The sequence below is a fragment of the Glutamicibacter sp. NPDC087583 genome, assembly GCF_044743685.1.
GTDB lineage: Bacteria > Actinomycetota > Actinomycetes > Actinomycetales > Micrococcaceae > Glutamicibacter.
Genome location: NZ_JBIUWY010000008.1, coordinates 58,358 through 84,862, shown reverse-complemented (window position 1 = coordinate 84,862; position 26,505 = coordinate 58,358). Strand labels below are relative to the sequence as shown.

27 protein-coding genes, 4 tRNA genes and 1 pseudogene are annotated in these 26,505 nt (G+C 63.5%); 12 read left to right on the top strand and 20 right to left on the bottom strand.

The annotated features are described in order from the left end of the window. Positions 1-17: 17 nt before the first annotated feature. From ACIOU9_RS16340 to ACIOU9_RS16305, 8 genes and pseudogenes are all read right to left on the bottom strand, one after another. The gene (locus ACIOU9_RS16340) at positions 18-881 is read right to left on the bottom strand and encodes a prenyltransferase (protein ID WP_402697566.1); all 864 of its coding nucleotides are present in this window, start codon (positions 879-881) and stop codon (positions 18-20) included. Next, complete coding sequence (locus tag ACIOU9_RS16335; RefSeq protein ID WP_105658079.1) at positions 878-1,198, bottom strand: lycopene cyclase domain-containing protein; 321 nt, start codon at positions 1,196-1,198, stop codon at positions 878-880. The genes ACIOU9_RS16340 and ACIOU9_RS16335 overlap by 4 nt, the downstream gene beginning before the upstream one ends. Next, positions 1,188-1,550, bottom strand: a complete 363-nt coding sequence (locus ACIOU9_RS16330; protein ID WP_402697565.1) for a lycopene cyclase domain-containing protein — start codon at positions 1,548-1,550, stop codon at positions 1,188-1,190. Before ACIOU9_RS16330 ends, ACIOU9_RS16335 begins: the two co-directional genes overlap by 11 nt. After that, on the bottom strand, positions 1,547-3,073 hold the full coding sequence (gene crtI / locus ACIOU9_RS16325; RefSeq protein ID WP_402697611.1) for a phytoene desaturase family protein: 1,527 nt from the start codon (positions 3,071-3,073) through the stop codon (positions 1,547-1,549). The genes ACIOU9_RS16330 and crtI overlap by 4 nt, the downstream gene beginning before the upstream one ends. Before the next feature lie 3 nt (positions 3,074-3,076). After that, positions 3,077-3,145, bottom strand: a pseudogene (locus ACIOU9_RS16320) (hypothetical protein); the annotation flags it as partial. Next, positions 3,136-4,080: a phytoene/squalene synthase family protein gene (locus ACIOU9_RS16315; protein WP_402697563.1), complete on the bottom strand. Its 945-nt coding sequence runs from the start codon at positions 4,078-4,080 to the stop codon at positions 3,136-3,138. The gene ACIOU9_RS16315 and the pseudogene ACIOU9_RS16320, both read right to left, overlap by 10 nt. A gap of 5 nt (positions 4,081-4,085) precedes the next feature. Next, the gene (locus ACIOU9_RS16310; RefSeq protein ID WP_402697561.1) at positions 4,086-5,189 is read right to left on the bottom strand and encodes a polyprenyl synthetase family protein; all 1,104 of its coding nucleotides are present in this window, start codon (positions 5,187-5,189) and stop codon (positions 4,086-4,088) included. A gap of 12 nt (positions 5,190-5,201) precedes the next feature. Continuing rightward, positions 5,202-5,690: a MarR family winged helix-turn-helix transcriptional regulator gene (locus ACIOU9_RS16305; protein WP_133834694.1), complete on the bottom strand. Its 489-nt coding sequence runs from the start codon at positions 5,688-5,690 to the stop codon at positions 5,202-5,204. A 114-nt stretch (positions 5,691-5,804) separates the two neighbouring features. Here ACIOU9_RS16305 and ACIOU9_RS16300 point away from each other — a divergent pair, with 114 nt between their 5' ends. Both ACIOU9_RS16300 and ACIOU9_RS16295 read left to right on the top strand, forming a co-directional pair. Further along, positions 5,805-6,635 (top strand): tryptophan-rich sensory protein, encoded by an 831-nt coding sequence (locus ACIOU9_RS16300; protein WP_133834695.1) that lies wholly within the window; start codon positions 5,805-5,807, stop codon positions 6,633-6,635. Next, positions 6,632-8,083, top strand: coding sequence for an SDR family oxidoreductase (locus ACIOU9_RS16295; protein ID WP_402697560.1), 1,452 nt, complete (start codon positions 6,632-6,634; stop codon positions 8,081-8,083). Before ACIOU9_RS16300 ends, ACIOU9_RS16295 begins: the two co-directional genes overlap by 4 nt. Before the next feature lie 32 nt (positions 8,084-8,115). Here ACIOU9_RS16295 and ACIOU9_RS16290 read toward each other — a convergent pair whose 3' ends face one another. From ACIOU9_RS16290 to ACIOU9_RS16275, 4 genes are all read right to left on the bottom strand, one after another. Continuing rightward, positions 8,116-8,676 carry a MarR family winged helix-turn-helix transcriptional regulator gene (locus ACIOU9_RS16290; RefSeq protein ID WP_133834697.1) on the bottom strand — a complete coding sequence of 187 codons (561 nt, stop codon included), beginning with the start codon at positions 8,674-8,676 and terminating at the stop codon, positions 8,116-8,118. Positions 8,677-8,793: 117 nt separating this feature from the next. Further along, positions 8,794-8,878 (bottom strand) — tRNA-Leu (locus tag ACIOU9_RS16285). Positions 8,879-8,970: 92 nt separating this feature from the next. Then, positions 8,971-9,462: a thioredoxin-dependent thiol peroxidase gene (gene bcp, locus ACIOU9_RS16280; protein ID WP_133834698.1), complete on the bottom strand. Its 492-nt coding sequence runs from the start codon at positions 9,460-9,462 to the stop codon at positions 8,971-8,973. 66 nt (positions 9,463-9,528) lie between these two features. Continuing rightward, a tRNA-Lys gene (locus ACIOU9_RS16275) sits at positions 9,529-9,601 on the bottom strand. A 458-nt stretch (positions 9,602-10,059) separates the two neighbouring features. Here ACIOU9_RS16275 and ACIOU9_RS16270 point away from each other — a divergent pair. Together ACIOU9_RS16270 and ACIOU9_RS16265 are read left to right on the top strand one after the other, a co-directional pair. After that, positions 10,060-10,320: a hypothetical protein gene (locus ACIOU9_RS16270; protein WP_402697559.1), complete on the top strand. Its 261-nt coding sequence runs from the start codon at positions 10,060-10,062 to the stop codon at positions 10,318-10,320. Positions 10,321-10,421: 101 nt separating this feature from the next. Further along, the gene (locus ACIOU9_RS16265; RefSeq protein ID WP_402697557.1) at positions 10,422-10,586 is read left to right on the top strand and encodes a hypothetical protein; all 165 of its coding nucleotides are present in this window, start codon (positions 10,422-10,424) and stop codon (positions 10,584-10,586) included. A 356-nt stretch (positions 10,587-10,942) separates the two neighbouring features. Here ACIOU9_RS16265 and ACIOU9_RS16260 read toward each other — a convergent pair. Then, positions 10,943-11,015 (bottom strand) — tRNA-Lys (locus ACIOU9_RS16260). A 49-nt stretch (positions 11,016-11,064) separates the two neighbouring features. Next, positions 11,065-11,137: transfer RNA gene (locus ACIOU9_RS16255), tRNA-Lys, on the bottom strand. 173 nt (positions 11,138-11,310) lie between these two features. Here ACIOU9_RS16255 and ACIOU9_RS16250 point away from each other — a divergent pair. The 3 genes from ACIOU9_RS16250 to ACIOU9_RS16240 all read left to right on the top strand — a co-directional run bounded on the left by ACIOU9_RS16250 (position 11,311) and on the right by ACIOU9_RS16240 (position 15,804). Continuing rightward, positions 11,311-12,243, top strand: coding sequence for a 2-hydroxyacid dehydrogenase (locus tag ACIOU9_RS16250; protein WP_105658069.1), 933 nt, complete (start codon positions 11,311-11,313; stop codon positions 12,241-12,243). Between the two features lie 150 nt (positions 12,244-12,393). Continuing rightward, positions 12,394-14,238, top strand: coding sequence for an ABC transporter substrate-binding protein (locus tag ACIOU9_RS16245; protein WP_402697555.1), 1,845 nt, complete (start codon positions 12,394-12,396; stop codon positions 14,236-14,238). Between the two features lie 72 nt (positions 14,239-14,310). Then, positions 14,311-15,804, top strand: coding sequence for a malate:quinone oxidoreductase (locus ACIOU9_RS16240; RefSeq protein ID WP_332499058.1), 1,494 nt, complete (start codon positions 14,311-14,313; stop codon positions 15,802-15,804). A 70-nt stretch (positions 15,805-15,874) separates the two neighbouring features. On the opposite strand, the gene ACIOU9_RS16235 is transcribed toward ACIOU9_RS16240, so the two are convergent. Further along, positions 15,875-16,153: a hypothetical protein gene (locus ACIOU9_RS16235; RefSeq protein ID WP_105661102.1), complete on the bottom strand. Its 279-nt coding sequence runs from the start codon at positions 16,151-16,153 to the stop codon at positions 15,875-15,877. Positions 16,154-16,404: 251 nt separating this feature from the next. Between ACIOU9_RS16235 and ACIOU9_RS16230 the strand changes: the two genes are divergently transcribed. Beyond that, complete coding sequence (locus ACIOU9_RS16230; protein WP_402697553.1) at positions 16,405-19,752, top strand: efflux RND transporter permease subunit; 3,348 nt, start codon at positions 16,405-16,407, stop codon at positions 19,750-19,752. 87 nt (positions 19,753-19,839) lie between these two features. Here ACIOU9_RS16230 and ACIOU9_RS16225 read toward each other — a convergent pair whose 3' ends face one another. The 3 genes from ACIOU9_RS16225 to ACIOU9_RS16215 all read right to left on the bottom strand — a co-directional run bounded on the left by ACIOU9_RS16225 (position 19,840) and on the right by ACIOU9_RS16215 (position 21,652). Then, complete coding sequence (locus tag ACIOU9_RS16225; protein WP_402697551.1) at positions 19,840-20,478, bottom strand: CueP family metal-binding protein; 639 nt, start codon at positions 20,476-20,478, stop codon at positions 19,840-19,842. A gap of 34 nt (positions 20,479-20,512) precedes the next feature. Next, positions 20,513-21,118 carry a DUF305 domain-containing protein gene (locus ACIOU9_RS16220; RefSeq protein WP_332488993.1) on the bottom strand — a complete coding sequence of 202 codons (606 nt, stop codon included), beginning with the start codon at positions 21,116-21,118 and terminating at the stop codon, positions 20,513-20,515. A 93-nt stretch (positions 21,119-21,211) separates the two neighbouring features. Beyond that, positions 21,212-21,652 (bottom strand): hypothetical protein, encoded by a 441-nt coding sequence (locus ACIOU9_RS16215; RefSeq protein WP_402697550.1) that lies wholly within the window; start codon positions 21,650-21,652, stop codon positions 21,212-21,214. 229 nt (positions 21,653-21,881) lie between these two features. On the opposite strand from ACIOU9_RS16215, the gene ACIOU9_RS16210 reads away from it, so the two are divergent. From ACIOU9_RS16210 to ACIOU9_RS16200, 3 genes are read left to right on the top strand one after another with little or no spacing between them, the layout of a single operon-like run. Then, complete coding sequence (locus ACIOU9_RS16210) at positions 21,882-22,334, top strand: MarR family winged helix-turn-helix transcriptional regulator (protein WP_286172289.1); 453 nt, start codon at positions 21,882-21,884, stop codon at positions 22,332-22,334. Positions 22,335-22,368: 34 nt separating this feature from the next. After that, positions 22,369-22,791 carry an organic hydroperoxide resistance protein gene (locus ACIOU9_RS16205; RefSeq protein WP_402697548.1) on the top strand — a complete coding sequence of 141 codons (423 nt, stop codon included), beginning with the start codon at positions 22,369-22,371 and terminating at the stop codon, positions 22,789-22,791. Then, the gene (locus ACIOU9_RS16200) at positions 22,784-23,221 is read left to right on the top strand and encodes a DoxX family membrane protein (RefSeq protein WP_286172290.1); all 438 of its coding nucleotides are present in this window, start codon (positions 22,784-22,786) and stop codon (positions 23,219-23,221) included. The genes ACIOU9_RS16205 and ACIOU9_RS16200 overlap by 8 nt, the downstream gene beginning before the upstream one ends. A 71-nt stretch (positions 23,222-23,292) precedes the next feature. On the opposite strand, the gene ACIOU9_RS16195 is transcribed toward ACIOU9_RS16200, so the two are convergent. Then, positions 23,293-24,087 carry an ABC transporter gene (locus ACIOU9_RS16195; RefSeq protein WP_133834709.1) on the bottom strand — a complete coding sequence of 265 codons (795 nt, stop codon included), beginning with the start codon at positions 24,085-24,087 and terminating at the stop codon, positions 23,293-23,295. Continuing rightward, a complete protein-coding gene (locus tag ACIOU9_RS16190; RefSeq protein WP_402697545.1) occupies positions 24,084-25,007 on the bottom strand; it encodes an ATP-binding cassette domain-containing protein in 924 nt (307 codons plus the stop codon). The genes ACIOU9_RS16195 and ACIOU9_RS16190 overlap by 4 nt, the downstream gene beginning before the upstream one ends. Before the next feature lie 140 nt (positions 25,008-25,147). Between ACIOU9_RS16190 and ACIOU9_RS16185 the strand changes: the two genes are divergently transcribed. Next, positions 25,148-26,497 (top strand): sensor histidine kinase, encoded by a 1,350-nt coding sequence (locus ACIOU9_RS16185; protein ID WP_402697543.1) that lies wholly within the window; start codon positions 25,148-25,150, stop codon positions 26,495-26,497. Positions 26,498-26,505 lie beyond the last annotated feature (8 nt).

The window sequence follows — 26,505 nt, the reverse complement described above, 5'->3', positions numbered from 1 at the left end:
TGAATCCCCATCCGGGTCTAGTAGGTGAAAAGTGCCGAAAAGATCAGGAGCATGGTCAGCAGGAAACCGCACAGGTAGTTGATCCACAAGAATCTCTTCCATCCTCGATTAACCGTACCCGAGCTTGCATCGCTGATTCCAAGATGGGGTAGGACGTTGAGCACATAGGCCAGGGCCAGCACCGCCGCCCAGCGGCCAATCCCCGAAAGGCCCACCGCCACGAGCACTCCGGCCAGCAGGTAGGCGGCCAAGACCAGGTAGATGGTCGTGCGGGCCGACAAGGCGGTGGCGATCGAGGACAGCCCGCCTTGGCGGTCGGGAACAATATCCTGGATGGCGCCCAGGGCGTGGCTGGCCATCCCCCAGAGCAGGAACGCGCCGAAGACCAGCCACTGCTCGGCCTGCACGCTGGCGCCAGCAAGCACCCACCCGTAGACCGCCGGGGAGACGAAGTGCACCGCGCTGGTCAGCGAGTCCAGCCCGGGCCTTTCCTTGAAGCGCAGCCGCGGTGCGGAGTAGGCCAGCACCGCAAGGATGGACACGGCCAGAACGAGGTTGGCTGCGCCGTCCCCGGCTGCCGCGAGCACCACGAGGAACGGCGCGGCGCACAGGACGCAGGCGATGAGCAGCGCCTTATGGCTCTGCCTGGACAGCAACGCCCCTTCGAATCCTCCCTTGCGCGGATTGCGCAGGTCCGATTCGTAGTCGAAGACATCGTTCACGCCGTACATCAGCAGGTTGTAGGGGAAGAGGAAGAACACCGTGCCCAGGACCAGGCGCCAATCGATCCCGCCGCCGGCCAGCAGATAGGCGGCGGCAAACGGGTAGGCGGTATTCACCCAGGAGATGGGGCGTGAGCTCAATACGATTCCGCGGATCATGAAGCGTCCTTTCTGTGGCTGCGGGCACCGAGCAGCCACCACAGCCCGGGAACCAGGAAGACCGCGCAGGCGGCGTAGAAGAAGTCTTCAATCGGGGCCAGGCCCAGATGCACCCCGGACAGCGTCCCGCTGCCGTAGCCGAACAGCCCGGCGTAGATCATCAGGTTGTCGAAGATCGCGGTGAGCACGAGCATCAAGGCCATGGCAGCGCCCAGCGGCTTGGCGACCGAGCGCAGGCGCTGCTTGCTGGCGGCCAGACCGGCGGCAAAGACGGCCATGGCCGCAAATAGGAAGCAGAAGCTCAATTCAAGGAACATGGTTCTCCCCTAGCGTGCGCTTGGGTGCTTTCGGGTTTCGGTTGCGCAGCATTCCGGCCAGCACCGGCAGCCCGGTGAAGGCAATCATGGCGCAATAGCACAAGAAGACCAGGAAGAAGACTTCTTCCACAGGGAACTGCTCGCCCACCATGATTCCGGTCATGAGCTCTGATTCCTTGTGCAGGAAGATGCCCTGCCTGATGGCCAGCACATCCCAGAGCACGAAGAATCCGGTGCCCAGCCCCAGGGCCAGGATCCCACGCACCGGGTGGCGGAAGATGAAGAGCTTTCCCTTCGCGTCCAGCAACCCCATGCAGGCCAGCAGTGCCAGCAAGATGCCCAGGTAGATCATGCTCCGGCCTCCTGACGCACCGTGGCCGCGAAGTTTTCGTCCATGGGCCCCGCGGATTTGATCCCGAGCACCGCTTTGGCAGCCAGTTCCCCGCTGATCAGGCACATCGGCACGCCGATTCCAGGGCGCACGGTGCTGCCGGCATAGTGCAGCCCGCCCACCTTGGCGCTGCGGTTGCCCGGACGCAGCATGGCGCTTTGCCCCAGGGTATGGGCCAGGCCCAGCGCACCGCCTTTGAAGGCGCCGTACTGCTGGACGAAGTCCCCCGGGCCGATGCTCTGGCGCACCACGATCCGCTCCCGAAGATCCGTGATGCCAGCCCATGCGGCCAGCTGGTCGATGGCCGCGTCGGCCACCGCTTCCACCGCGGCATCTCCTGCCCCATCGGCTGCGCCAATCCCCCATTCGGGCATGGCCGGAGCCGGGACCAGGATGAACAGGTTTTCGCAGCCCTCCGGGGCCACCGAGGGGTCGGTGGCACTGGGCTTGCAGACATAGATGCTGGTTTCCGCCTCCAGCATCCGCCCTTGGCGAATCCGCGAGAAATTCTCTTTCCAGTCGGTGGTGAACAGCAAGTTGTGGTGCTCCAGCTGCGGCAGCTTGCCGCTGATGCCCAGGCAGAGCAGCACCGCGCTGGGGCCGGGGTCTTTGCGCTGGAAGCTCTTGGCGGTATGGGTCTGCAGCGCTTCGGGCAGCAGTTGGCCTTCCAGGTGGCGCACATCGGCGGCTCCGATCACCTGGGTCGCCGAGGTGAGCTGCTGCCTGCCGTGCGCGTCGATCCAGCGCACCGCGGTGACCCGGGGATTTTTTCCTGCGCTGGTTTCAATGGCCGTTGCGGTGGCGCCCAAATGGATGGACGCGCCGTGTTTCCGTGCCAGTTCAGCCATGGCATCGGCAACGGCAGCGAAGCCTCCCATCGGGTATTTCACCCCGTCGGTGAGGTCCAGGTGGCTCATCAGCTGGTAGAGCGCAGGGGTGCGGCTCGGGCTGGAGCCCAGGAACACCGCCGGGTATCCGAGCAGCTGGCGGATCTCGTTGCTCGAAAAGCGCCGGGCCACATGGCTTTCCAAGCTGGAGACGAGCAGCTTGGCCAGTTGCGGGGTCCGGCGCAGGATCCTTGGGTGCAGCAGGGAGGTGAGCGATTTGAAGTCGTCGTAGAGGAAATGCTCCAACGCCAATTCATACCCTTCCTTCGCGGTACGCAGGTACCGCGCCAAGGCTGGCGCGCTGCCCGGTTCCAGGGCCTCGAAGAGTCCGCTGGCCGCGGCGCCGGTTGAGACATCCACCGGTTCTTCGCGGTCCTGGAAGAAGGTGCGGTAGCCGGTGGACAGTTCGCGCAATTCCAGCTGTTCGCTGGCGCTGGTGCCCATGAGCTTGAACCAGTGCTCGAAGACCTCGGGCATCAGGTACCAGGAGGGGCCGGTGTCGAAGCGGAACCCGTCGCGCTCCAGGCGCCCGGAGCGACCGCCTGGATGCGGCTGCTGCTCGATCAAGGTGACCTTGCAGCCTCGGGCGGCGAGCAACCCGGCGCTGGCCAGGCCGGAGAATCCGCCCCCGATGACTACGACTTCTCTTTGTGCGTGGTTCATCTGCTTGCTACTTCCATTCTTGGCTTGCGGCCGGTGGTGCCCCGGGTGCCCAGCAGCACGCGGGCGGCGATCAGCGCCTTGCGCGGGGCGGAGACCGAGATGCGGGTGCGCAGCAGCTGGGAGGCCGGGGCCTTGTCCAGCTGGGAATTCAGTTCGCGGAACAGGTCATGGGCCAAGCGCACGGCCCGGGCAGCGGACGGAGCCAGATAGGGCAGGCCGGCGCGGGCCTGGGCCAGGTCCTGCTCGATCTGCGCAACCAGCTTCGCTTTGCTTGGCTCATCGAATCCTGCCGGGTCCAGGCCGGGAAAGTAGCTGCGTCCCAAATCTTCGCTGTCTTCCGCCAGGTCGCGCAGGAAGTTGACCTTCTGGAAGGCCGCGCCCAGGCTGCGGGCGGCGTGCTTGGCGCGCTGCGCCTGGGCAGGGGTCAAGTCCGGCGCGGCGGGCATCGCCTGGAAGACCTGCAGGCACATCAGCCCGATGACTTCGGCCGAGCCGTAGATGTAGTCCTGCAAGCTGCGCGCATCATGCTGCCCGGTGCCCAGGTCCGCGCGCATGGAGGCGAAGAACGGGGCGGTGAGCTCGGCGTGGATGCCGGTGGCCCGGGCGGAAATGGTAAAAGCGTGGACCACCATGTTGGTGCTGTACCCGCGTTCCATGGCGCGCAGGGTTTCTGCTTCCAGCTCGTCCAGGCACGCGGCGATGGCCTGGTTGTCCAGGCCGGCCTGGCAGGCCACCCCGTCCACGATTTCATCGGCCAGGCGCACCAGCGCATAGATATTGGCGATGTGCCTGGCGCTGGCGGCATCCAGCAGCCTGCAGGCCAGCGAGAACGAGGTGGAGTATTCGCCCAGTACCACCCTGGCGCTGCGCTGGGCGGCGCGCGAATAGTGCTCCAAGGCGGCGGTGCCTGCGGTGCTGTGAGGGGAATTGTCGGGTTTCATGGCGTTCAGTTGCTTCGATCCAGGATCAGGCCGGTGCATTCGCGCAGCAGCGTCCGGGCTTCTTCGGGCAGGTCCAGGAAGGCCGCGGAGCCGGTGGCCCGCGAGCAGAGTTGCTTAGCCAGCTGCCGGGCGAAGCGCTCGGCCCCCTGCGCGGCCAGTTCCTGGCGGATCCGGCCGGCATCCACTGTTCCTTCGCGGAATCCGCCCAGCAGCTTGGCGAATTCGGGTTGCTCGCTGGCCAGGGCCAGCAAGATGGTGCTCTTGAATTCGCGCAAGTCCGATTCCACCGGCTTGCCGGTGCGTGCCGGATCCCCGAAGGTGCCCAGCACATCATCGATGATCTGGTAGGCCACCCCGAGCTGGCAGCCCACCGCGCCGAGGGCCTCGGCCTGGCCGGGGTGCGCCCCGGCCAGCAGCGCTCCGGCCTGCAGCGGCAACTGGAAGGAGTAGGCCGCGGTTTTCATCTGCTCCATGCGCAGCACCTGGCTGGTGGTGGCTGGAGCCGGGCCCAGCGAGTAGAGCAGGTCCTCGAGCTCTCCGGCCCCTGCCTGCTCGATGGCTTGGAAGAAGGCCTGCTGGACCCCGGCTTCGCTGTCGCTTCCGGCCGCGGCCCTGGCTGCGAGCTTGATCGCTTCGCTGATCAGCAGGTCCCCGGCGATGATGCCCACGGAATTGCCCGCATGCTCGGCGTCGGCCCGGTTCCGGCCGCTGGCGATGGCGTGGTCGCGGTAGAGCGCCGAGATGGTCTTTTCCCCGCGGCGCACGAAGTCGCGGTCCACCACGTCGTCGTGGATCAGCAAGGCGGCGTGCAGCAGCTCGAAGGCGCAGCCCAGGTCTATGGCGCGGGCCTCATTGCGGCCGCCGAAGGCCCGGTAGCCGAGCATTACCAGCCCCGGGCGCATCAGCTTGCCGGTAGCCAGCCGTTCGGAGATCCGGGACCAGAGCAGCGCGGTCTGCGCGGAGTAGGCGGCGCTGCGGCGCTGGGCCTGCGTGGCCAGCAGTTCCAGCCGATCGCTGATGGCGCGCCGGGTGGGTGCATCGATGAGCCCGCCTGAGGCTGGCGCGCCAGCCGCTGCGGCCGGCGGGGCCTGGTGTGTGGTGGTGTGCATTCTCATGGTTCCCTACTGAAAGGATGTGGTGGGGTTTGCTTGGTTCTCTTCGCTGCTCACGGTGTCCCGCGTCTCCAGCTCTCGCCGGGCATCTTCGAGCAGGACGCCCAGATTCCTGCGCGACGGCTCGTCCAGCTGCGCGTATAACGTGTGCAGCTTGCGCAGCAGCACCTGCCCTGGCCCGGTGGATACCGGGAAATTGCTCCCCGGGGCCACCAGGGTGCGCCGCCGATCCGCGGCATGGTGCCTTCTTTCAACCATCCCGCGGGCTTCGAGCCGGTCCAGCACCGAGGTGATTCCTGCCGATGACACTCCCAGTTCGCGGGCCAGTTCCCCGGAGCTGGGCGTTTGCATGGAACGCAGCAGGTTCACCGCACGCAAATCTGTATCGTTCAGGTCAAGGCTGTGGCGCAGGCGCGCTTCGCTCAGTGCATAGGACCGCTGGAGCTTGAGCAGCAACCGGAACACTTCCGAGGCAATCAGCGGACGTGAACAATCCATGATAACTTCTCTCGCCTAGTTGATATTTAGCTTTTCTAGATACATCATGGTTTAACTATCTCGTTTTGTCGACTCGAAGCGGGAAAATTTTTCAACCGACATCAGGAGCACACGATGAGCAGTTCCACGGATTCCCCGAATTTTCCCTATCGAGCCCCCGCGTCGGCCACATCCTGGGCACTGCCGGTGTTCACGGCGATTGCCCTGGTCCTGGCCATTGCCGTTTCATTTATCGGAAGCGGGGCCCTGGGCGGAACTCCGGTCCAGCAGGCAGCCGGCGGCTATCTGGGCGCTGACTCGACGCTGCTGGCCCCCGCGGGTCCGGCCTTCTCCATCTGGAGCGTGATCTACGCCGGGCTGGCCGTCTACGGAATTTTCCAGCTCACTCCGGCCGGACGCCGCTCGGCCTGGGCCGCCAAGCTGCGGATTCCCGCGCTGCTTTCGGCATTGCTGAACGCCGCATGGATTACCGTGGTCCAGCTGGGCTGGCTGGGCGCCAGCGTGGCAGTGATCTTCATCCTCGTCGCGTGCTTGGCTTGGATGTTGACCATCATGGTGGCAGGCACCCCGGCCTCGCGCACCGAATACTGGATCATGTGGCTGACCTTCGGCATCTACCTGGGCTGGGTCTGCGTAGCCAGCATCGCCAACACCTCCGCATGGCTGCTCTCCCTGGGCTTTGGCCAGGACGCCTCCTGGGCACCAGGAGCGGCAGTGGCACTGCTGGTGGTCGCAGCCGTCATCGGGCTGGGCACCACCGCCTACTCGGGCAGGATCTTCACCGCCTTGGCCATCGCCTGGGGCCTGGGCTGGATCGGCGTGAGCCGGCTGTCCGGAACCAATCAGTCTGAACTGGCCGGGTACGCCGCGCTGGGCTGCGCCGCGCTGCTCCTGCTCGGATCCATGGTGATCGCCTGGCGCAAGCGCGGTGTTCGAACGCCATGAGCTTGATAGCAGTGACCGGAGCGACCGGATATATCGGCGGACGGCTGGTGCCTCTGCTCTTGCGCAACGGGCACCGGGTCCGAGTATTCACCCGTGATGCGCAGCGCCTGCGCGATACCCCGTGGCGCAGCCAAGTCGAGATCATCGAGGGAGACCTGCAAGATGAGCACGCCGTGGCCAAGCTCTGCAAGGACGCGGACCTGCTCTACTACCTGGTGCATTCGATGTCCGGGACCCGGGATTTCGCGGCCCAGGAAAAAGCGTGCGCGCAGGTCATGGCGCAGGCCGTACGCGAACAGGACGTCAGCCAGCTGGTCTACCTTTCCGGGTTGCATCCGGCAGGCGAACTCAGCGAGCACCTGGCTTCGCGCGTGGCCGTGGGGCAGATCCTGTCAGCGGCCGCCAGCACCCTGGTGCTCCAGGCGGGCCTGGTGATCGGCTCCGGCTCGGCCAGTTTCGAGATGGTCAGGCACCTGAGCGATGTGCTCCCGGTGATGCCGGCCCCACGCTGGGTGCTGAACCAGGTCCAGCCCATCGCCATCCGCGACACCTTGCACTATCTTGCGGCTTGCGCCGAGCTGGCGCAGCCCGCGCAGGGAACCTATGACATCGGCGGCCCCGGCACCTACAGCTACGCGCAGCTGATGAAGATCTATGCCCAGGTGGCCGGCCTGCGCGAGCCGAAAGTCTGGCCATTGCCGCTGCTGACCCCGCGGCTGGCTTCGCACTGGGTGAATCTGGTGACGCCGTTGCCGCGCACCTTGGCTTCCGCGCTGGTGCAGTCGCTGCAGCATGATTGCGTCATGGGCTCGCGGGACATCGATAAGCTGATTTCTCCGCCTGCCCAGGGCTTGTGCGACTATCCGCGAGCGGTGCAGCTGGCACTGGAAAAAATGGATGCCGACGCGGTGCAAACCAGTTGGGCTACCGCCCAGCCGATTTCGGCACCCGCCGAACCGCTGCCCTCTGATCCGCAGTGGTCCGGGCGCAAGGCCTATACCGACATCCGCCGCATCAGCACCACGGCAACCGAGGCGCAGCTCTTCAGCGTGCTGCATCGGCTCGGCGGGGAATCACCATATTTCGCTTTCCCCGCCCTGTGGAAGCTGCGCGGCTTGATGGACAAGCTGGCAGGCGGCGTGGGGTCGCGGCGCGGACGCCGCTCGCACAGCACGCTGGCACTGGGAGATGTGGTGGATTGGTGGCGCGTGGAAGCCCTGGAGGAAAACAGCTTGCTGCGCTTGCGCGCGGAGATGCGCGCCCCGGGCCAGGCATGGCTGGATTACCGGATCGAAAAGCGAGCTGACGGGCGAAGCGAACTGATCCAGCGAGCTGTGTTCTTCCCGCGGGGCTTGGCCGGACGCTGCTACTGGTGGGCGGTATACCCGTTCCATGGGGCCATCTTCCCGGCCACCATCAAGAACATTGTGCGCGCCGCGGAAAATTAGGTGGCTGGCTGAGGATCCAGTACGTCCCGGAACTACTCCGCTTCGCCGGCAGCGGTTGAATCGAGGCTGCTTTCCAAGGCATCGGAGGTCCCGGCAAGGAACCGGATCACTACGTCCCGCTCCTCAGGGCTCATCGCGTTGGCCACTTCGAATCTCTTGGCATGGTGCCGACCCACTTGCTCGCGTGCTGCCAGGTGGGTTTCTTCGGTGACCTCGACGCATTGCGAACGCCGGTCGGTTGGATGTCTGGTGCGCCGCACATGGCCGTGGGCTTCCAAGCGGTCAATCATCTTGGTGACCGATGCGCTGGAAATTCCCAGATACTGGCTCAGCGCACCCGGGGTGACGGATTGGCCCGCATGCTTGGCGGAGATCATCTTGCGGATCGCCCGCATGTCGGTTTCGTTCAGCTTCATGAACTGCTGGGAGCTGCGCATGATGCGGCGTTCGATTTGGCGCATCCGGCCCATTTCAGCCATGATGCGGTCGATTTGCTCCAGATTGGCTGGGGCTATGCCTGCCCGCTTGATCAGGTCCTGGCCAGGATCGGATTCAGAAAGCCCATACATGGTGGGCAGTTCCTTGGCTGCCATGGTGCCCCTCCTCCTCGGATCGCGGCCGCTTGCCTTATTTGGATCATACGCTTGGTCAACCGCTGCGGATGCATGCAAAAACCCTGCGGCCGATGGAATCAGACCGCAGGGTTCAGTTGGTGCGAGTAGAGAGACTTGAACTCTCACGTCCGAAGACACTGGAACCTAAATCCAGCGCGTCTACCAATTCCGCCATACTCGCTAGCGCTACACCGGAAACACTGTTTCCTCGAAGGCGACCTCATTTAGTGTAGCGGAAGTTCTGCCTGATATGAAATCAGCCAGAGGAGGGGTCTACTTGGGATCAATGCCCAAGTCACGACGCAGCTTGGCCACATGGCCGGTGGCGCGAACGTTGTACTGCGCCAGCGCGATTTTGCCCTCTTCATCGAGCACGATAGTGGAGCGAATCAGGCCCTCGTAGACCTTGCCGTAGTTCTTCTTTTCTCCCCAGGCGCCGTAGGCTTCAGCTACCGCGTGGTCCTCGTCGGAGAGCAGCGGGAAGTTCAATTCTTCCTTGGCGACAAACTTTTCCAGCTTGGCGGTCTTGTCCGGGGAAATGCCCAGAACTGCGTAACCCAGGGACTGCAAAGATTCGAGTGAATCGCGGAAATCGCAGGCCTGCTTCGTGCAGCCCGGGGTGGATGCGGCTGGGTAGAAGTACACGATGGTCTTCTTGCCGCGGTAATCAGCCAAGGCAACAGACTTGCCAGCAGCGTCCTGCAAGGTGAAATCAGGGGCCTGGTCACCGATGGACAGACGGTTAGTCTTTTCGGAAGTACTCATGAGCTGATCCTCTTTTCTTTGCGGTATACAAAAAATCCGACCTGACGAATCAGATCGGATCTACTGTGCGCCCTCCGGGACTCGAACCCGGAACCTAATGATTAAGAGTCATTTGCTCTACCAATTGAGCTAAAAGCGCTTCCTCGCTCTGACTAGTTCTTTTTCAGAACTCGTCTTTGCGACGTAGACAATCATAGGCAGAAATGATGCAAAAGCAAAAATCGGCCAGTACCCGACCTCAGAACATAAAATTCCAAGTCAACTCCATAATATCACCAATTGTCCGGCTTGAAAGTAATCTAAAACACACATAACATCTTGTTCTTCAGTAGTCGTTGAGCACTGAAATGCAGGCACTCTTGGCATGGGTTCGACTTTCACCATCCGGGTGGTGAAAGCAATGGAATGATTGTCCACTTACTATCGCGACGGCATGGCAACCTATCTAGGCATCGAAGGGCAAACACCAGCGAAGCATGCAGTCGATTGCAGACTGTCAACAGTGCCCGCCCTAGTGATCATGGCCGGCGAAAGCTTCTAGGTTCATAAAGCCGTCAGTTGAGGCTAGGCTCATATCAACCATCACTTGGAGGACTCATGTCGCGCTCGGCCAAACGAATTCTCGGGAACGTTTCTGTACTAGTTGTACTTGTCGCACTTGTGGCCGTACTCGTGGTTTCAGCGACTAGCCCCACGTTGCTGAAGAACGACGCGAAGCTTACTGCTGAAGCAAATGCCGGAACGCCTATTGTTCAGGCGCAGAACACGCCGAGCCCTACCCCAGGGTCGACAGCCAACGCCCAAAGTACGCCAAAGACGATGAGCGAAGTCAGCCAGGAATGGGCAGATGAAAAATAACCCAGTACCTAAATGGAAATGGTGCTCATAGTTTCGACGCTTTCCCTGGTAGCGCGCAAGGTGACACGATCCGCTGGAGCTCCCCATCCGAAGGCAAGCTTGTGATTACCGTACAGGATGGCTGGTCTTCAGAAGACCTGGAGGCCTATGCGAATCTGGTCTTGACCACGGTTGGCCACGAATCCCCTGAACTCACAAACGTCACCGTGAAGACCGACAACAATGTGGTGGTCGAAACCGTGGCGGCAAAAACCTCGCAGGACTAGGTCAAAAAGACAGTAACAGCTCTGGTTACGCTGGATTCCCTCGCCCTAGTGGGTGACCCCTGAGGCTATCGAGTTCGAAGTTAGGCCAATCATCGAGCCAGCTGATGAGTCGAGTCCATCTATCGAGGCTGTGTTCATGCGAGGGATCATGATGAGCCTGCTCGAACGCTATCGACGTGCTGAACTCACTTGACGTTCATATCTTGAAGAGTGCGATCAACGCCCGAGCTTCGGATGCGAACACCGTAGTTGCCTGGAGACCATGGCTCCTTGTCCTCGCCGAGCGCCGTCCTGAACTTGAAGAAGAACCACCGGGACAAACAAAAAGGCCAGACCGAAGCCTGACCTTTGTTTTGTGCGCCCTCCGGGACTCGAACCCGGAACCTAATGATTAAGAGTCATTTGCTCTACCAATTGAGCTAAAAGCGCGTATTAATTTATGCAAACAAGTTGTCTGGTGAACCGAACAAATTGTTCGTGCGCCCCCCGGGACTTGAACCCGGAACCTAATGATTAAGAGTCATTTGCTCTGCCAATTGAGCTAGAGGCGCCCGCTGCGATGTTCTAGAAGCTTTTCGGGCTTCGCGCTTTCGCAACGAGATAAAACTTTACCAGCAATTTCCCTCAGCGCAAATTCGGGGGCCAGTATTCTGCGGTGACCTTCATTACAGGACATGACTAGGGGTTACTACCAAAGCGCGGATGGGGTTTGTACAGTGTTTCCATGAGCACCCAACGAACGATTTCATTCCCGACACAAGATCTGATTGATGCGGTCGGTCCGATCCCAGAAAACCTCAAAGCTGTGCTCTGGGACTTGGAGAGCACCCCCGGAACTGCGCTGGAAGAAATCGACATTGCCATTCTTCCCTATATGTCGAATCCCCAGACGCTGAAGAACATCCGCAAGGCACCGAACGTCAAGATCGTCCAGACGCAGACCACCGGCTTCGACGGAATGGTTGACCTGATTGGCGATCGCGCAGATATCAATACCGCGGCCGGCGTCCACGCGGCGGCTACCGCCGAGATGGCCATCGGCCTGGCCATCGCATCCCTGCGCGGCTACCCGCACGCGGTCCGAGATCAGCAGCAGGGCCGATGGAATCCCCAGCAGTGGCCCGGCTTGGCTGATCGGACGGTGGCATTGGTTGGCGTGGGCGGCATCGGCGAAGAGATCCGCAAGCGCCTGGAGCCCTTCGAGGTCAACCTCCTGCGCTTCGGCTCCACGGCCCGCACCGATGAGCATGGCGAGGTCTTCGCAACTTCTGATCTCGCAGCGCGCGCGGCGGAGATCGAAGTGCTGATCCTGATCGTGCCGCTCAACGATTCCACCCATCATCTGGTTGACGCTGATCTGCTGGCCCAGCTTCCCGACGGTGCAACCGTGGTCAACGTCGCTCGCGGCCCGGTGGTGGATACCGAGGCAATCGTGGCAGAAGTCGCTTCGGGCCGCTTGAATATGGCATCGGATGTATTCGATCCAGAACCCCTGCCGTCCGATCACCCATTGTGGCAGCACCCTAATGCCTTGGTCATTCCCCACAACGGCGGCAACACCAAGGCGTTCTTCCCGCGCATGGTGAAGTTGCTCAAGAAGCAGGTGCAGGCCTGGGCCGCGGGCAACGACGGCGAGAACCTCGTGCACCGCAGCTAACAATTTAGCGACAGTTGACGGCTCCGGGAGTTTTGGCTCCCGGAGCCGTGGCCGTGGTGCGCTATCTTTGATAAATACCTTTGCGCACATTTACTTGCTTGTTCCCTGCGCGAAGCAGTACCGCCTGCCATAGGAAGATGAGTCATCCCAGTGCCCGAATTGCCATTGAAACTCGTATCACGACGCGCATTGCTGACCGGTACATTGGCGACTACCGCACTGGCACTGACCGCCTGCACCGGAAATTCGGGGCCCGCGTCCTCCGCTTCGCCCACAGCCTCGGCCAGCGCACCGCGCATTCCCCGGACCCTGCGCCTGGCAGCAGCCGCTCCCCCAGTCAAGCTGGATCCGGCCATCGTGGCGGATAACGAATCCTTCCGGATCACCCGCCAGGTGTACGAGACGCTGGTCGATATCGATCCCGATACCGGTGGCGCCGTAGCCGGCCTGGCCGAATCCTGGACCGAAAGCCCTGATGGCTTGCGCTACACCTTCACCCTGCGCGAAGGCGTGCTCTTCCACGACGGCACCGAATTGACCGCAGAAGCAGTTGTCGCCAACTTCAACCGCTGGGAAAACTTGTCCCCGCAGCTGCGCGCTTCATCCAGCCAGGGCTTTGCCAATGTCTTCCACTTCGACAGCGACATCCCCAAGCTTCCAACCGCCAAGGAACTCGAAGAAGAGTTCAAGAGCGCTGCCGACGCCAGCGAAGAGGAACTGGCCACCCAGCAGCTGCGTACCAAGCAGCTTGAAGAGCTGACCAAGAAGTTCGACACCAAGCTCTTCGAGGGCAAGTCCGCAGCCGGTTCCGCCAGCTATTTCGAATCCGTCAAGGCAACCGGCAAGTACCTGGTCGCCTTGAACCTGCGCCGCCGGCTGCCAGGGCTGATCGAAGCGCTGACCCTGCCGGGCATGGCCATTGCCGCGCCCAGTGCGTTGACCGGCGGCCCTGGGCAGAACCCGGCCGAGTCGCTCTCCACCCACCCGGTAGGTACCGGGCCATACACTTTCGTTTCCCATGAGGACAATGTGGTGCGCCTGGAGATCTTCAAGGACTATTGGAATCAACCGCGGCTATCCAATAACACCGCGCATCCCGAGGTTGCGCTGATCTCTGCTGTGCCTTCGCCCTACAACCGCGAAGGCGCGCTGCTGGCCGATGAAATCGACGGCTTCGACATGGTCTCGGTGGACATCATGCGCACCCTGGTGCGCAATGCCAAGGTGGTTGTCCAGCGCGATCCCTTCTCCGTGCTCTACCTCGGCATGAACCAGCGCAATAAGTGGCTGGCCAAGCCGGAATTCCGCATGGCCATTGCGCACGCGGTCAACCGCAGCTCGCTGGCCGAGAAGCTGTTCCTGCAAGGATCCAAGCACGCTTCGACCCTCTTGCCGTCCGCCTTGAGCATTCCGGCACCGGAAGATACGCCGAACCACGATGCATCGAAGGCCAAGACCTTGCTGGCCGAGTTGGGCTACAAGGGCGAACAGATCGAGTTCGCCTACCCGCTGCAGGTTTCGCGCAACTACCTGCCGCTGCCTGAACGCACGTTCGCGCAGATCGCCGAGGACCTCGCCGCAGTGGGCATCCGCATCAAGCCGCGCCCGATTGCATGGACCGACGGCTACGTGCAGACCGTGCAGTCCAAGGACTTCGCGGGATTGCACCTGCTGGGATTCTCCGGCGGCTACCGTTCGGCAGACGACTTCCTTTCCGGCATTTTGGCGGCCAAGGAGAATGAGTTCGGATACACCTCGACGTTACTTGACTCACAGATCATGCTGGCCCGTTCCATCCCTTCCGGAGAGGAACGGACCGCCGCCTATGCCGATATCCTCAAGACCCTGAACGCGGATCTGCCCGCGCTCCCACTGGTCTTTCCGATCTCTGCGCTGGCGTTTAACGGCAATGTCACCTTCTATCCGCCATCGCCGATGCTCAATGAGTGCTACGCGGATGTGCAGATGGCAAACTCGCCGTCTATCTCAAGTTAGTGACCGTTAACCCAGTTAACGATTTCTAACCCCCGGGGATATAGGTCTACTCTGGGAGAGAGCAAAGTATCACTGTCGATGGAGATCCTCGTGCCTTCTGAAACGTCAACCGAATCTTTTGACGTAGTACTAATCGGTGCCGGCATCATGAGTGCCACCCTTGGCACCATGATCAACCAGCTGGAACCAACCTGGTCCATTGGTCTTTTCGAGAACCTGGACAAGGCCGGGCAGGAATCCTCCTCCCCTTGGAACAACGCAGGTACCGGCCACTCGGCACTGTGCGAACTGAACTACACCGCTGCCAAGGCTGACGGATCGGTCGATCCGGCCAAGGCCATTGGCATCAACGAGCAGTTCCAGGTTTCCCGCCAGTTCTACTCGTGGGCCGTCGAGAACAACCGCGTTGCCGACAACAGCTTCATCAGCGCCCTGCCGCATATGTCCTTCGTCATCGGCGAGGACCACTCCAAGTACCTGCAGACCCGCTACGAGGCACTGAAGCCCAATGCGTTGTTCGAGGAACTGGAAATCACCAACGACCTGGACACCATCAACCAGTGGACCCCGCTGGTGGCCAAGGGCCGCGATGCCTCGCAGAAGGTTGCCGCATCCCGCGTTGTCTCCGGTACCGATGTCGACTTCGGCCGCCTGACCCGCGACCTGACCGACTCGCTGGGCGCCGCTGGCGCCTCGGTGAACTACGGCCACAAGGTCAAGGGCATCAAGCGTTCGGGCGCCGGCTGGGAATTGAGCGTCAAGGACAACGCTTCGGGCGCAGTCAAGAACGTCAAGGCCAAGTTCGTGTTCGTCGGTGCCGGCGGTGGCGCACTGCCACTGCTGCAGAAGGCTGGCATCGACGAGATCAAGGGCTTCGGCGGCTTCCCGGTCTCCGGTCAGTTCCTGCGCTGCACCGATGAGACCGTCATCAACCAGCACCACGCCAAGGTCTACGGCCAGGCTTCGGTGGGCGCTCCTCCAATGTCGGTACCGCACCTGGATACCCGCTTTGTCGACGGCAAGCGCTCGCTGATGTTCGGCCCCTACGCCGGCTTCTCGATGAACTTCCTGAAGTCCACCGGCCAGCTGGATCTCCCGTTGTCTCTGCGTCCGCACAACATCATCCCGATGCTGGCTGTAGGCAAGGACAACCTGGATCTGACCACTTACCTGATCAAGGAAGTACTCAAGTCCCGCTCCAAGAAGGACGAGGCGCTGGCCGAGTACTTCCCGGATGCAGATGGTTCCAAGTGGGAGCTGATCACCGCTGGCCAGCGCGTGCAGGTCATCAAGAAGGATGCCAAGAAGGGCGGCGTGCTGCAGTTCGGCACCGAGGTCATCACCTCCTCGGACGGCTCGATCTCCGGCCTGCTCGGCGCTTCGCCAGGCGCTTCGACCGCTACCCCGATCATGGTCGGGCTGCTGTCGCGCTGCTTCCCCAAGCAGTTCGCAGGCTGGGAGTCGAAGCTCAAGGACATGATTCCTTCCTACGGCCAGAAGCTGAACGAGAACCCAGCACTCTACGCTGAGGTCAAGGCAGCCACCGACAAGTCCCTGGGACTGTAGGCACCAAGCACAACGAGAACCGCCCACCAGCATTGGTGGGCGGTTCTCGCGTATCCGGGCACTGGTCGGGCTATGGCCGGTCCAGCGGCTCGCCGTAGGGGTAGTCCACCCAAGCACCAGCGCCAAGGTCGGGGCAATGGCGTTCGGCGCCGTGGCGCGTGCACGAGGCGTCAGCGGGATACCGGTGCCCTTGCAGCAATTTATCGGCCTCGGCCCAGCCCAGGCCGGAGACTTCCCGCCCGTCGGCGTAGCGCAGGGCATAGCTGAAATAGCGGTAGCGGATCCTGATCAGCCGCCGGATCCCTTGCTGTGCGGTGGCTTGCACCGCAATCGGCATCTGCAGACTCATGTCCCCAGTATTCCATGCGGCCACCAGCCGCCGCCTTCCCTTAAGAATCGGGCAGGCGCTCCAGCACCACTGCGCGCGCCGCGGCATCGGCAGCATTGGCACGTGCGGGCGGGGCTGCCCCAGGCCGCTTCGGGGTAATCCATTGGGATGATTTTGCGTGCTTTACATCTCCCGGTGACTGTTGAGCAATGGCAACCAACTAAAGTTGAGATCAGCCCTTCCCACTGCGACACAGCTAGGACCACACCCGCATGCAGCGCTTGGCCATCTTGTCATTGAAAAACCGGGCGCTCATTGCGCTCATCACGGTTTTCGCCGCCGTCTTCGGCGTGATTTCCATGGGATCGCTCAAGCAGGAGCTGATCCCCGCCCTGGAATTCCCCCAGATCTCGGTCATGGCAACCCAAATGGGCTCCAGCCCCGAGGTGATCGACGAGCAGGTGGCCGAGCCGCTGGAAACCGCTTTGCAGGCAGTTGAGGGCCTGGAATCCTCCACCGCTACCTCGCAGACCGGCTTCACCCGCATCTCGCTGACCTTCGAATACGGCACGGACATGGATCGTGCCCGGACCCAGGTGGAACGGGCCATTGCCAATTCCAAGGCCCAGCTTCCCGAGGATGTCGAGCCCACCGCTTTCGCCGGCTCCATCGCGGACTTCCCGGTCCTGGCCCTGGCCGTCTCCTCGGACCAGTCGCTGGAAGCGCTCAACGACGACGTGGAACGCCTCACCCTGCCCAAGCTGCAGAAGATCGAGGGGGTCCGCGAGGCCTCGGTCTCCGGTGGCGCCTCCCAGCACATTGCGGTGATCCCGAAAGACGACCAGATGCGCGATGCCGGCTTGGCCGTCACGGATCTGAAGGACGGCATCGAGAACGCCGGCTCCCCCATGCCCATCGGCAACATGGACGTCGATGGCCTGGAACTGCCGGTCATTGCCGGCTCCACCCCGGACAGCTTGGAGGCCATCAAGGAAATCCCGCTGGTCACCGATGGCGGTCCGGTGCTGCTCAAGGACGTCGCCGAGGTCTCGGTCAAGGCCGATGAGGCCACCAGCATTACCCGCACCAACGGCGAGGAGACCCTGTCCATCCAGGTCACCAAGACTCCCGATGGCGATACGGTAGCCATTTCGCACGCGGTCACCGCAATGCTTGCCGAGCTGGAGTCCGAGCTGGGCCACAAGGCCACCTTGACCACGATCTTCGACCAGGCGCCCTTCATCGAGGACTCGATCAAGCACCTGGCGCTGGAAGGCGCCCTGGGCCTGGGCTTCGCGGTGATCATCATCTTGGTGTTCCTGTTCTCGGTACGCTCCACCCTGGTCACCGCGATCTCCATTCCGCTGTCCCTGATGGCCACCTTCATCGGGATGAATGCCTTCGGATACACGCTGAACATGCTCACCTTGGGCGCCTTGACCATTTCCATTGGCCGCGTGGTGGATGACTCGATTGTGGTGATCGAGAACATCAAGCGCCACCTGTCCCATGGCGAATCCAAGGCGCAGTCGATCCTGCTGGCGGTCAAGGAAGTGGCCGGCGCCATTACCGCGGCGACCCTGACCACCGTGGCGGTCTTCTTGCCGATCGCCCTGGTGGGCGGCATGGCCGGCGAACTGTTCAGCCCGTTCGCGCTGACCATGACCATCGCACTGCTGGCGTCGCTGCTGGTATCGCTGACCATTGTTCCGGTACTGGCGTACTGGTTCCTGCCGCACCGCCCGGGCAGCGGCGAAACCCATACCGTGCATGTGGCCGAAGACAAGTCGTGGTTGCAGCGTGCCTACATTCCGGTGCTGGAGGGGACCCAGAAGCACCCGGTCATCACCTTGCTGGCCTCGGTGCTGGTCCTTGCCGGCACCGTGGCCATGACCCCGCTGCTGAACACCAATCTGCTGGGTTCCACCGGCGAGAACTCCATTTCCATCACCGCCAAGATGCCTTCGGGCACCTCCATGGAAACCACCGAAAAGCAAGCGGCAAAGATCGAGACCGGGCTCGCTGATATCGAGGGAATCGAAGATGTCCAGCTGACCGTGGGCACCGCCAGCGGCATGGCTGCCATGTTCTCCTCCGGCTCGGATACCGCAAGCTTCACCGTGATCACCGATGCCGATGCCGACCAGGAAGCGCTGACGAACACGGTGCGCGAGCAGGTGGAAGGCCTGGACCTGGCCGAGGACCTGGACCTGAGCTTCGGCTCGAACTCCTCGGCCATGATGTCCAGCGATGTCACCATCGAGATCAAGGCCCCGGACGAGGGGATCCTGCGCGAGGCGACCTCCACAATGCGCGAAGCACTGGAAGGTACCGCGAACGTCACCGAAATCTCCGATAACCTCTCTGCCGAACGCGAGCAGGTGTCCATCGATATCGATGCGCAGAAGGCTGCCGAGGCGGGATTGACCGAGACCCAGCTCGCTGGCATGGTCGCTTCGCAGGTCTCCCCTGTTCCGGCAGGCACCTTGCGCCTGGACTACACCGACATGACGGTGCAGATCGGCGAGGGGATGGATCTGGACAGCCTGGCGAAGCTGCGCGAGCTGCAGATCCCTACCGCCACCGGCATCAGGGAACTGCAGGATCTGGCCACCGTTGAGCGTGCCAAGGTGGTCCAGCAGGTCACCACCTCCAACGGCGAGCGTATCGCTACGGTCACCCTGGCTCCGGTGGAGAACATGCTCGGAGAGGTGTCCAAGGACGTCGCCGCGAGCCTGGACTCGGTGCAGCTGCCCGAGGGCGCCACCGCGGAGATCGGCGGCGCGGCAACCGAGCAGGCCGAGTCCTTCAACCAGCTGTACCTGGCGCTGCTGGCAGCCATCGCGATTGTCTACGTGATCATGGTGGCCACCTTCAAGTCGCTGATCCAGCCGCTGATCCTGCTGGTCTCGATTCCCTTCGCGGCGACCGGCGCTATCGGCCTGCTGCTGATCTCGGGGATCCCGCTGGGCTTGCCTTCGCTGATCGGCATGCTGATGCTGGTGGGCATCGTGGTGACCAACGCGATTGTGCTGATCGACCTGATCAACCAGTACCGCCAGGACAGCGCCGAGCGTCCGGCCATGTCCCTGGAGGATGCCATCATGCACGGCGCCCGCCAGCGCCTGCGCCCGATCCTGATGACCGCCCTGGCTACCATCTTCGCGCTGGTGCCGATGGGCCTGGGCCTGACCGGCCAGTCCGGATTCATCTCCCAGCCGCTGGCAGTGGTGGTGATCGGCGGCCTGGTCTCGTCCACCGTGCTCACCTTGATCCTGGTGCCGGTGCTCTACCGCTTGGTCGAGTCCCGCAAGGAGAAGAACGCCAAGGCCCGCGGCGCGCGCAAGCATTCGGCGCAGCAGCATACCGCTGCCCAGGACCTGTCCCGGGCGATGGACAGCGCCAGCGCCAAGATCGTTCCGGGCGCTGCGCCAGAAGCCGCGGCCACGGAGGCCTCGAAGACCGCGGATGCCGGGAAGAGCCCCGCGGCTAAGCCTGCGCCTGCCGAAGCCGCTGGCCAGGTCGTCAACCCGTTGACCGGCCAGATCCCGGTCTCGCGCAAGGAACGCCGGGCCTTCGAAGAGCTGATGAAGCAGGCACCGCCAAAGCCCAACGACTAGGCTTTGGCGACGCTATGACTCGGGCCTGCAACCACCTTCGTGGTTGCAGGCCCGAGTCCGTTTGCGCGCTGTCCGCGACCGCTGGCCCTAGACCAGCCGCAGCTCCGTCAGGCAGGTTGCGCTGGACTGCCCGGCGGTAGACACCGTGGTCTTGGCGCTCTTCCCCTGGTAGGTGAATTCAAGGTCCAGCGTGATTCCCCGCGGAACCCAGAGGCCGATGAATCCGTTGTCGAAGGTTTCCATGCCCTGGTCCACCAGCACATCGCCGGTCTCGGCGTTCACGGCCTTGACCTCCATCTGCCTGCCTTGCAGCTGCCCAAGGCAGGTGGTGAGGCTATGGAAATGGCAGCTGTGCGTCTGGTCCACATAGGGCGCGGCCGAAAGATAGTACTGGCCTTCCGGCAGCGGCAGGTTCGCGGTGCGTCCCGACGCATCGGCCAGCACCAGCTGCGTTGGCTGCACCATGGCGGTGAAGTTCTCCGGCCGCTGCTCCTGCGGCAAGCGATCAAGCCGGTCGATGGCCGCCTTGGCGTCGAGTCCTTCCAGTCCAAGGTCGGCGAGGAACTGACCGGTGTCCTCTGCTGCAACCACCGTAGGCTCGGGCTGCGCAACGGGTGCCGCAGCGGTGCTGCATCCGGCCAGCACGGCCAGCGCGAGCAGCGAACCGGCGCCCGTGGCCGCAATGCGGGCACGGTAGCTCTTGCCGCCGGCAAATATTCCAGACATGGCCACTCCCAACCTTCCTGTCTCCAATTCCGGGCTACAGCGTCTCAAGCAGCTGCTTCATCTCATTGATTTCCCTGGTCTGGGAATCAACGATCTGCTGGGCCAGGTCGAGGGCCGCCGGGTAGCTTCCCTCGCTGATCTCGGTCTTGGACATCTCCACGGCGCCTTCGTGGTGCATGATCATCTGCTCGAGAAAGAGCCGGGCAGCGTCGGAGCCGGTCGCGTCTTCCAGCGCCTTGATGCCCTCCTCCGGGACCATCCCGTCGCCGTGGTCCATGCTCCCGTGATCCATCCCGCCGGGCATATTCCACTCGGAAAGCCAGCGGTACATGCGTTCGATCTCCGGGCCTTGCGCAGCCTGGATCCTTTCGGCCAGGGATGCCACCTCGGCGGGAATCCCGGATTTGCCCAGCAGGATGCCGGACATCTCGATCGCCTGTTCGTGGTGCACCTTCATGCCCGCGGCGAAGGCCATATCGGCGTCGTTGGCCGACGCAGACTGGTCCATGGAATGCCCGGAATGCGAACCGGAGGCCGAGGCGCTCGGCGCCTCGGTGCTTGCTGGTTCCCCTGCGCATCCGGCGAGGGTGAGAGTTGCACCCAGTACGAGGGCGCTGGAAATGAGGGTCTGCTTGTTCATGGTGATTCTCCTGGTGGATCTGGAACGTGAGCGGCGCCCGCCTGCGGCGGCGCCGGAACTAGCTGGAGGCCAGTGCATCGACCGGCCAAGCTCTCACCTTCGGCAGATCCCCAGCGCAACCAGATCAGGTTTATCCGGCGCGATCCCCCGCAGTTCCGGTCCCGCGCACAAGATCCGCGGGAACACCGCCCGGAGAACGGCTACAGTCTGCGGCGGCCGCAGGAACAGCAGGATGGCCAGCAGCGCCAAGACGCAACCGGCGGCGGCCGTCTCATGGCCCATCGGGCAGTCGGTGCAGCCCTGCTCTCCGCCGCCTGCATCGGCTGGCGGAGCATGGTGCGCGGGCTGGGTGTGAGCCGGATGCGCCTGCGCGACCGCGGCCGGGGCCGGGGATTGCGCCGAGGCTCCATGATGCATCACATGCATCGAGAACAAGCCGAAAAGCACCGCGCTGATCAGCAGCAGCGAGCGGACGACCGCCAGGCAAGGGCAGGTGCGCCCTCCGGCCTTCGCCAGGTAGTTGCCGATGCTCATGGATCCCAGCTTAGCGACGCCACTGCAAGGGCGCGAAACATGACCCCATCAGCCGGCGGGACAAGATCCCTGCCGGTGCTCCGACCCGTCGTTTTCCCCGATTCCAGTGCCGGCCCGGCTCCAATTCCAAATCCGATTCCAAGCCCCGTCCTGCGCTCCGCGCAGCGCCGTGCCTGGAGAATCAATAATATAAGTTGCGCACAATTGAATTGCGTGCAATCATTATTCCATGGCAATAGTTGACGACATGGTGTGCTTCTCCCTCTACTCGGCCAGCCGGGCCACCACCCGCGCATATACCGAGCTGCTCGCCCCTTGGCAGCTGACTTACACCCAGTACCTGGTGCTCGTTGCGCTGTGGTCCGAAGGCGATAAGCCAGTGCGCGAAATCGGCGAGATGCTCCAGCTGGACTCCGGGACCCTGTCCCCGCTGCTGCGCCGGCTGGAACAAAAGGACTTCATCGAACGCCAGCGCGATGACCAAGACAGCCGCGTCGTCAACGTCAGCCTGACCCCCGCTGGCGTGGCCCTGCGCAAGGAACTGGCGCATATCCCGGCGCAGATTGCCTGCGGCACCGGGTTGCCGGATATGGAAAGCGCCAAAGCGCTGCTGGCATCCCTGCACCGCATCACCGCCTCCATGCAGCAAATCCCCGCTCCGGACCAACCCTCCGGAAAATAGCTACCAGATTTCACCCTCATCGAAAGGCAGTTTCATGGAAACCCTGTACACCGCTGAATCCCTGTCCACCGGCCAAGGCCGCGAAGGCCGCGTCCAGACCCCGGACGGCAAGCTCGATCTGGCCCTGGCCTCCCCGGCAGAACTGGGCGGCTCGGGAGCCGGCACCAACCCGGAACAGCTGTTCGCCGCTGGCTACGCCGCCTGCTTCCACTCGGCATTGAATATGGTGGCGCGTGGCCGCAAGGTCAAGATCGAGGACTCCAGCGTCGGAGGCCGAGTCCACCTGAACCGCGAGGGAGAGAACGGGTTCAAGCTCTCGGTTGAGCTGGAAGTCATCATTCCCGGCATGGAACCCTCGCTGGCCCAGGAACTGGCCGACGCGGCCCACCAGGTCTGCCCCTACTCCAATGCCACCCGCGGCAACATCGATGTCCTGGTCAGCGTCAGCGATGACTAGGTCTCCCGCGGCGAAACCCCTGGGAATCGCCCGGCACGGCGCAAGGATTGCGCTCGGGGCATTCCTGGTCTTCGCCGGGGTCAGCCACCTGAGCTTTGCCCGCGAGGAATTCCGCGCGCAGGTCCCTGACTTCGTCCCGCTGGATCCGGACCTGACGGTCATCCTTTCCGGTGTCGCCGAAATCGGCCTGGGACTTTCCTTGCTGGCGCTGCTCAAGAAGCGGGTCGCCGTGGGCTGGATCGCCGCGCTCTTCTTCGTGGCGGTGTTCCCCGGCAATCTCGCCCAGTGGCAGGAGGGACGCGACGCGTTCGGCCTGGACACCGACGGGAAACGGCTTGCCCGGCTCTTCTTCCAACCAGCGCTGGTAGCGCTTGCACTGTGGAGCACCGCCGCATGGCGAGACCGGGCCCAGCTTCGGTCCAAGGCCTAGCAACGCCAGCCACGTGCGCACAGCGGGGTATCGGGCATCACGCCCGATACCCCGCTGTGCGCTGCCTGCGGCTAGGCGTCGCGCCGCTTCAGCGAAACATATCCGGCTCCGGGCAGGGCCACGGCCCAGCCTGCCAGCACCAGCAGCGCCACCGTCGGCCCGTAGGGTTCGGTGGCGCCGGTGGCCATGAACGTCGCCGCATTGCTGGGCAGGTAGTCGGCCACCGTCTGCACCCATGAGAAGGGAATCAGCTGCAGGATCTGCGGCAGCCCGGTCACCAGCATGATCGCCGAGACGATTGCCCCGGCCGAGTTCCGGCACAGCAGCCCGAGCCCGAGCACCATCAAGCTCAGCAGCGCCAGGTAGGTTCCGGCGCCCAGGCAGGCCGAAACCAGGTCGGAGACGGCGAATGCCCCGTACGGCCCCGCGCTGAGCGCTGCCGGAATGGTGCCCACGCCGATCATGGCCACTCCGGCAGCGAAACCGAGCCCGGAGAGCAGCAGCGACTTCGCTGCCAGCAGCAGCCCGCGGCGCGGTACCGCTTGCAAGGAGGTGGTGATGGTGCCGCTGGAGTACTCGCTGGTGATGTGCAGGGCCGCGGCGGCAGCGAAAAACAGCTGGCCGAATTGCAGGGTTGCGAAAACCATCAGCGGGGCGGGCATCGCCGTGTCGAAGCCATTGTCCCCGCTGGCTTTCGCACTGGCACCCAGCAGCCACCCCAGGGCGATGGACAGCGTGATTCCCAAGGCATAAAGCCAGAGCAGCGACCGCAGCCCGAAGAATTTAGCGGCCTCGGCGCGCGCCGCCGCCAGCAGCTCTGCGCCCAGGTATCCGGATGCGGACCCTTTGATCTGCAGCGTGCTCATTTGCTTCCCGCTCCCCTAGCTGATTCGGCGGAGTACTCCACCATGCCATGCGTCAATTGGTTGTAGGCGTTTTCCAGCGATCCGTGGGCAACGCTCAGTTCATGCAGCTCGATGCCATGGGCGAAGGCCAGCGCACCGACATTTTCCAGCGGCAGGCCGATGACCTCCAGCCGGTCCTCGCCAGCGTTCAGCTCGATGCCCGGTCGCTGCAGGAGCCCGGCGAGCGCCGCGAGCTGCGGCGAGCGCACCGTAATGACCTGCTGGGTGAATTGCCTGATCAGCTCCCTGGTGGGGGCTTGGGCGATCAGCTCTCCACGGCCGATCAGGATCAGCTGGTCCGCGACCTGCTGCACCTCGCTCATCAGGTGGCTGGAGACGAAGACGGTCCCGCCGCGATCCGCCCGGGCGCGCAGCAGCTGCCTGATCCAGACGATCCCTTCGGCGTCCAGCCCGTTCATCGGCTCGTCCAGGACCAGGATCTCGGGGTCGCCCAGCAGCGCCGCGGCAATGCCCAGGCGCTGGCGCATGCCCAGCGAGAATCCGCCGATCCGCTGGGTGCCCACGGACTGCAGCCCGACGTCGGCCAGTGCCTCATCCACCCGGGTTGCCGGGATCCGGTTGCTTTGCGCCAGGGATGCGAGGAAGGTGCGCGGGGTGTGCCCCGGGTGCCCCGCCGTGCCGCAGATGTGCGCTCCGAGAACCTGCAGCGGGTAGCGCAGCTGCGCGTAGGGAACCGAATTGACCAGTGCCCGCCCGCTGCTGGGCGCGTCCAGTCCGAGGATCATCCGCATGGTGGTCGATTTGCCGGCCCCGTTGGGTCCGAGGAATCCGGTCACCTGCCCGGGTTCTATGGTGGCGGTCAGCGCATTGACGGCGCGGGTGGCGCCGAAGTCCTTGCTCAGCGCTTCAAGTGCGATCATGGTGTGCTCCTTTGGTTCTGCGCTCAACCCTAGGATTCGCCCGGGCCGCCGCGCACCGGCTGGAAGTCGGCCATCGCGCGGCCCCGAACCCCTACCTTGGTCGGTGTCTGGCTGCGTCGATTCTGCGTAGCATGTTGATCATGACTACCTCGTGGAAGCAGCCGGTCCTGTTGCTGCTGCTGGCACTGTGCGCCTATCTGGTTCCCATCTCCACGAACGGGGCTTGGGTTGTGCTCGCTCCCCTGGCCGCGGCCTGCAGCTACCTGGCCGGACGGCATGTGTCCGCGCTGGCCCATGGATTGCTGGCCCTCGGGGCAGGGACGCTGGCCTCCGGGGTGACGCTGGCATGGTCCTCGCACCTGAGCCTGCTGGCCTTCGCACTGAATATCCTTACCGGCCTGGTGCTTTTCGCGTTGCTGCCCTGGTGGGCGGGCCGGGCGCGGCGCAATGCGGTGCTGTTCCGCAGCCAGGAGCGCCGGCATGTGGTGGTGCAAGCCGAGCTGCGGGAAAGGGCGCGCATTGCCGAAGCCATGCATGACCAGCTGGGCCACGATCTGGCGCTGCTGGCGCTGTCCACCGGCGGGCTGCAGGTGTCCTTGGAACAGGGCACGCCGGCCTACGAACAGGCTAAGCGGATCCGCGAGCAGGCCGATGAGTCCATCGAGCATCTGCACCAGATCATCGGGGTGCTGCACGAGGACGGCGAACAAGCGCCGCTGGGCCCGGCAGGTTCATCGCTGGAGCAGCTGGTCGAACAGGCCCGGGCCAAGGGCATGACGATCAATTTCTCCCGGAAGGGCCCCTCGCCCCAGGCTCCCGGATCCATCCGGTGGGCCGCGGTGCTGCGCCAGGTGGCCCAGGAGGCGTTGACCAATGCGGCGAAGTACGCGCCGCACGCCGAGGTGGACCTCGATCTCGATACGCGCTCGGAGCAGGCGGTGCTGAGCATTTCCAATCCGCTGCATGGCCCCCTGCCTCCCAGCCGGGTTGGGGCCACCGGGATAGCGTCGCTGCGCGGCACCCTCGAAGCTGCCGGAGGCTCGCTGGCGGTGCACCGCACCAAGGAGCGTTTCGAACTGCGCGCATCCATTGCCCAGGCATCCCCGCACCCGGCGCCTGCCGGGGTGCAGCCGCCGGTGAAGCGCACGAGCACCTCGATGCTGGTGCTGATGCCGGTCCTCGCCGTCACGGTGATTGCCGCGGCCCTGCTGCTGTTGCAGCATGCCACCTACCAGGCCACCGCCCTGCACCCCTCGGACTTCCAGAAGCTCTCGGTGGGCATGGACGCACGGCAGGTTGCTTCGCTGGTCCACGCCCCGGGCCTGGATGAGCCGCTTCCCGTGATCGACGAGCCGGCACCGCCAGGGGATGCGCAGTGCCGCTACTATGCGGCCCGGACCGGGCTGCTGGATCTGGGCAGCGAGATGTTCCGCCTGTGCTTCGCCGATAACGTACTGGTTTCCACCGACCACCTCTACCCCGCCGGCTAGCCAAAGGA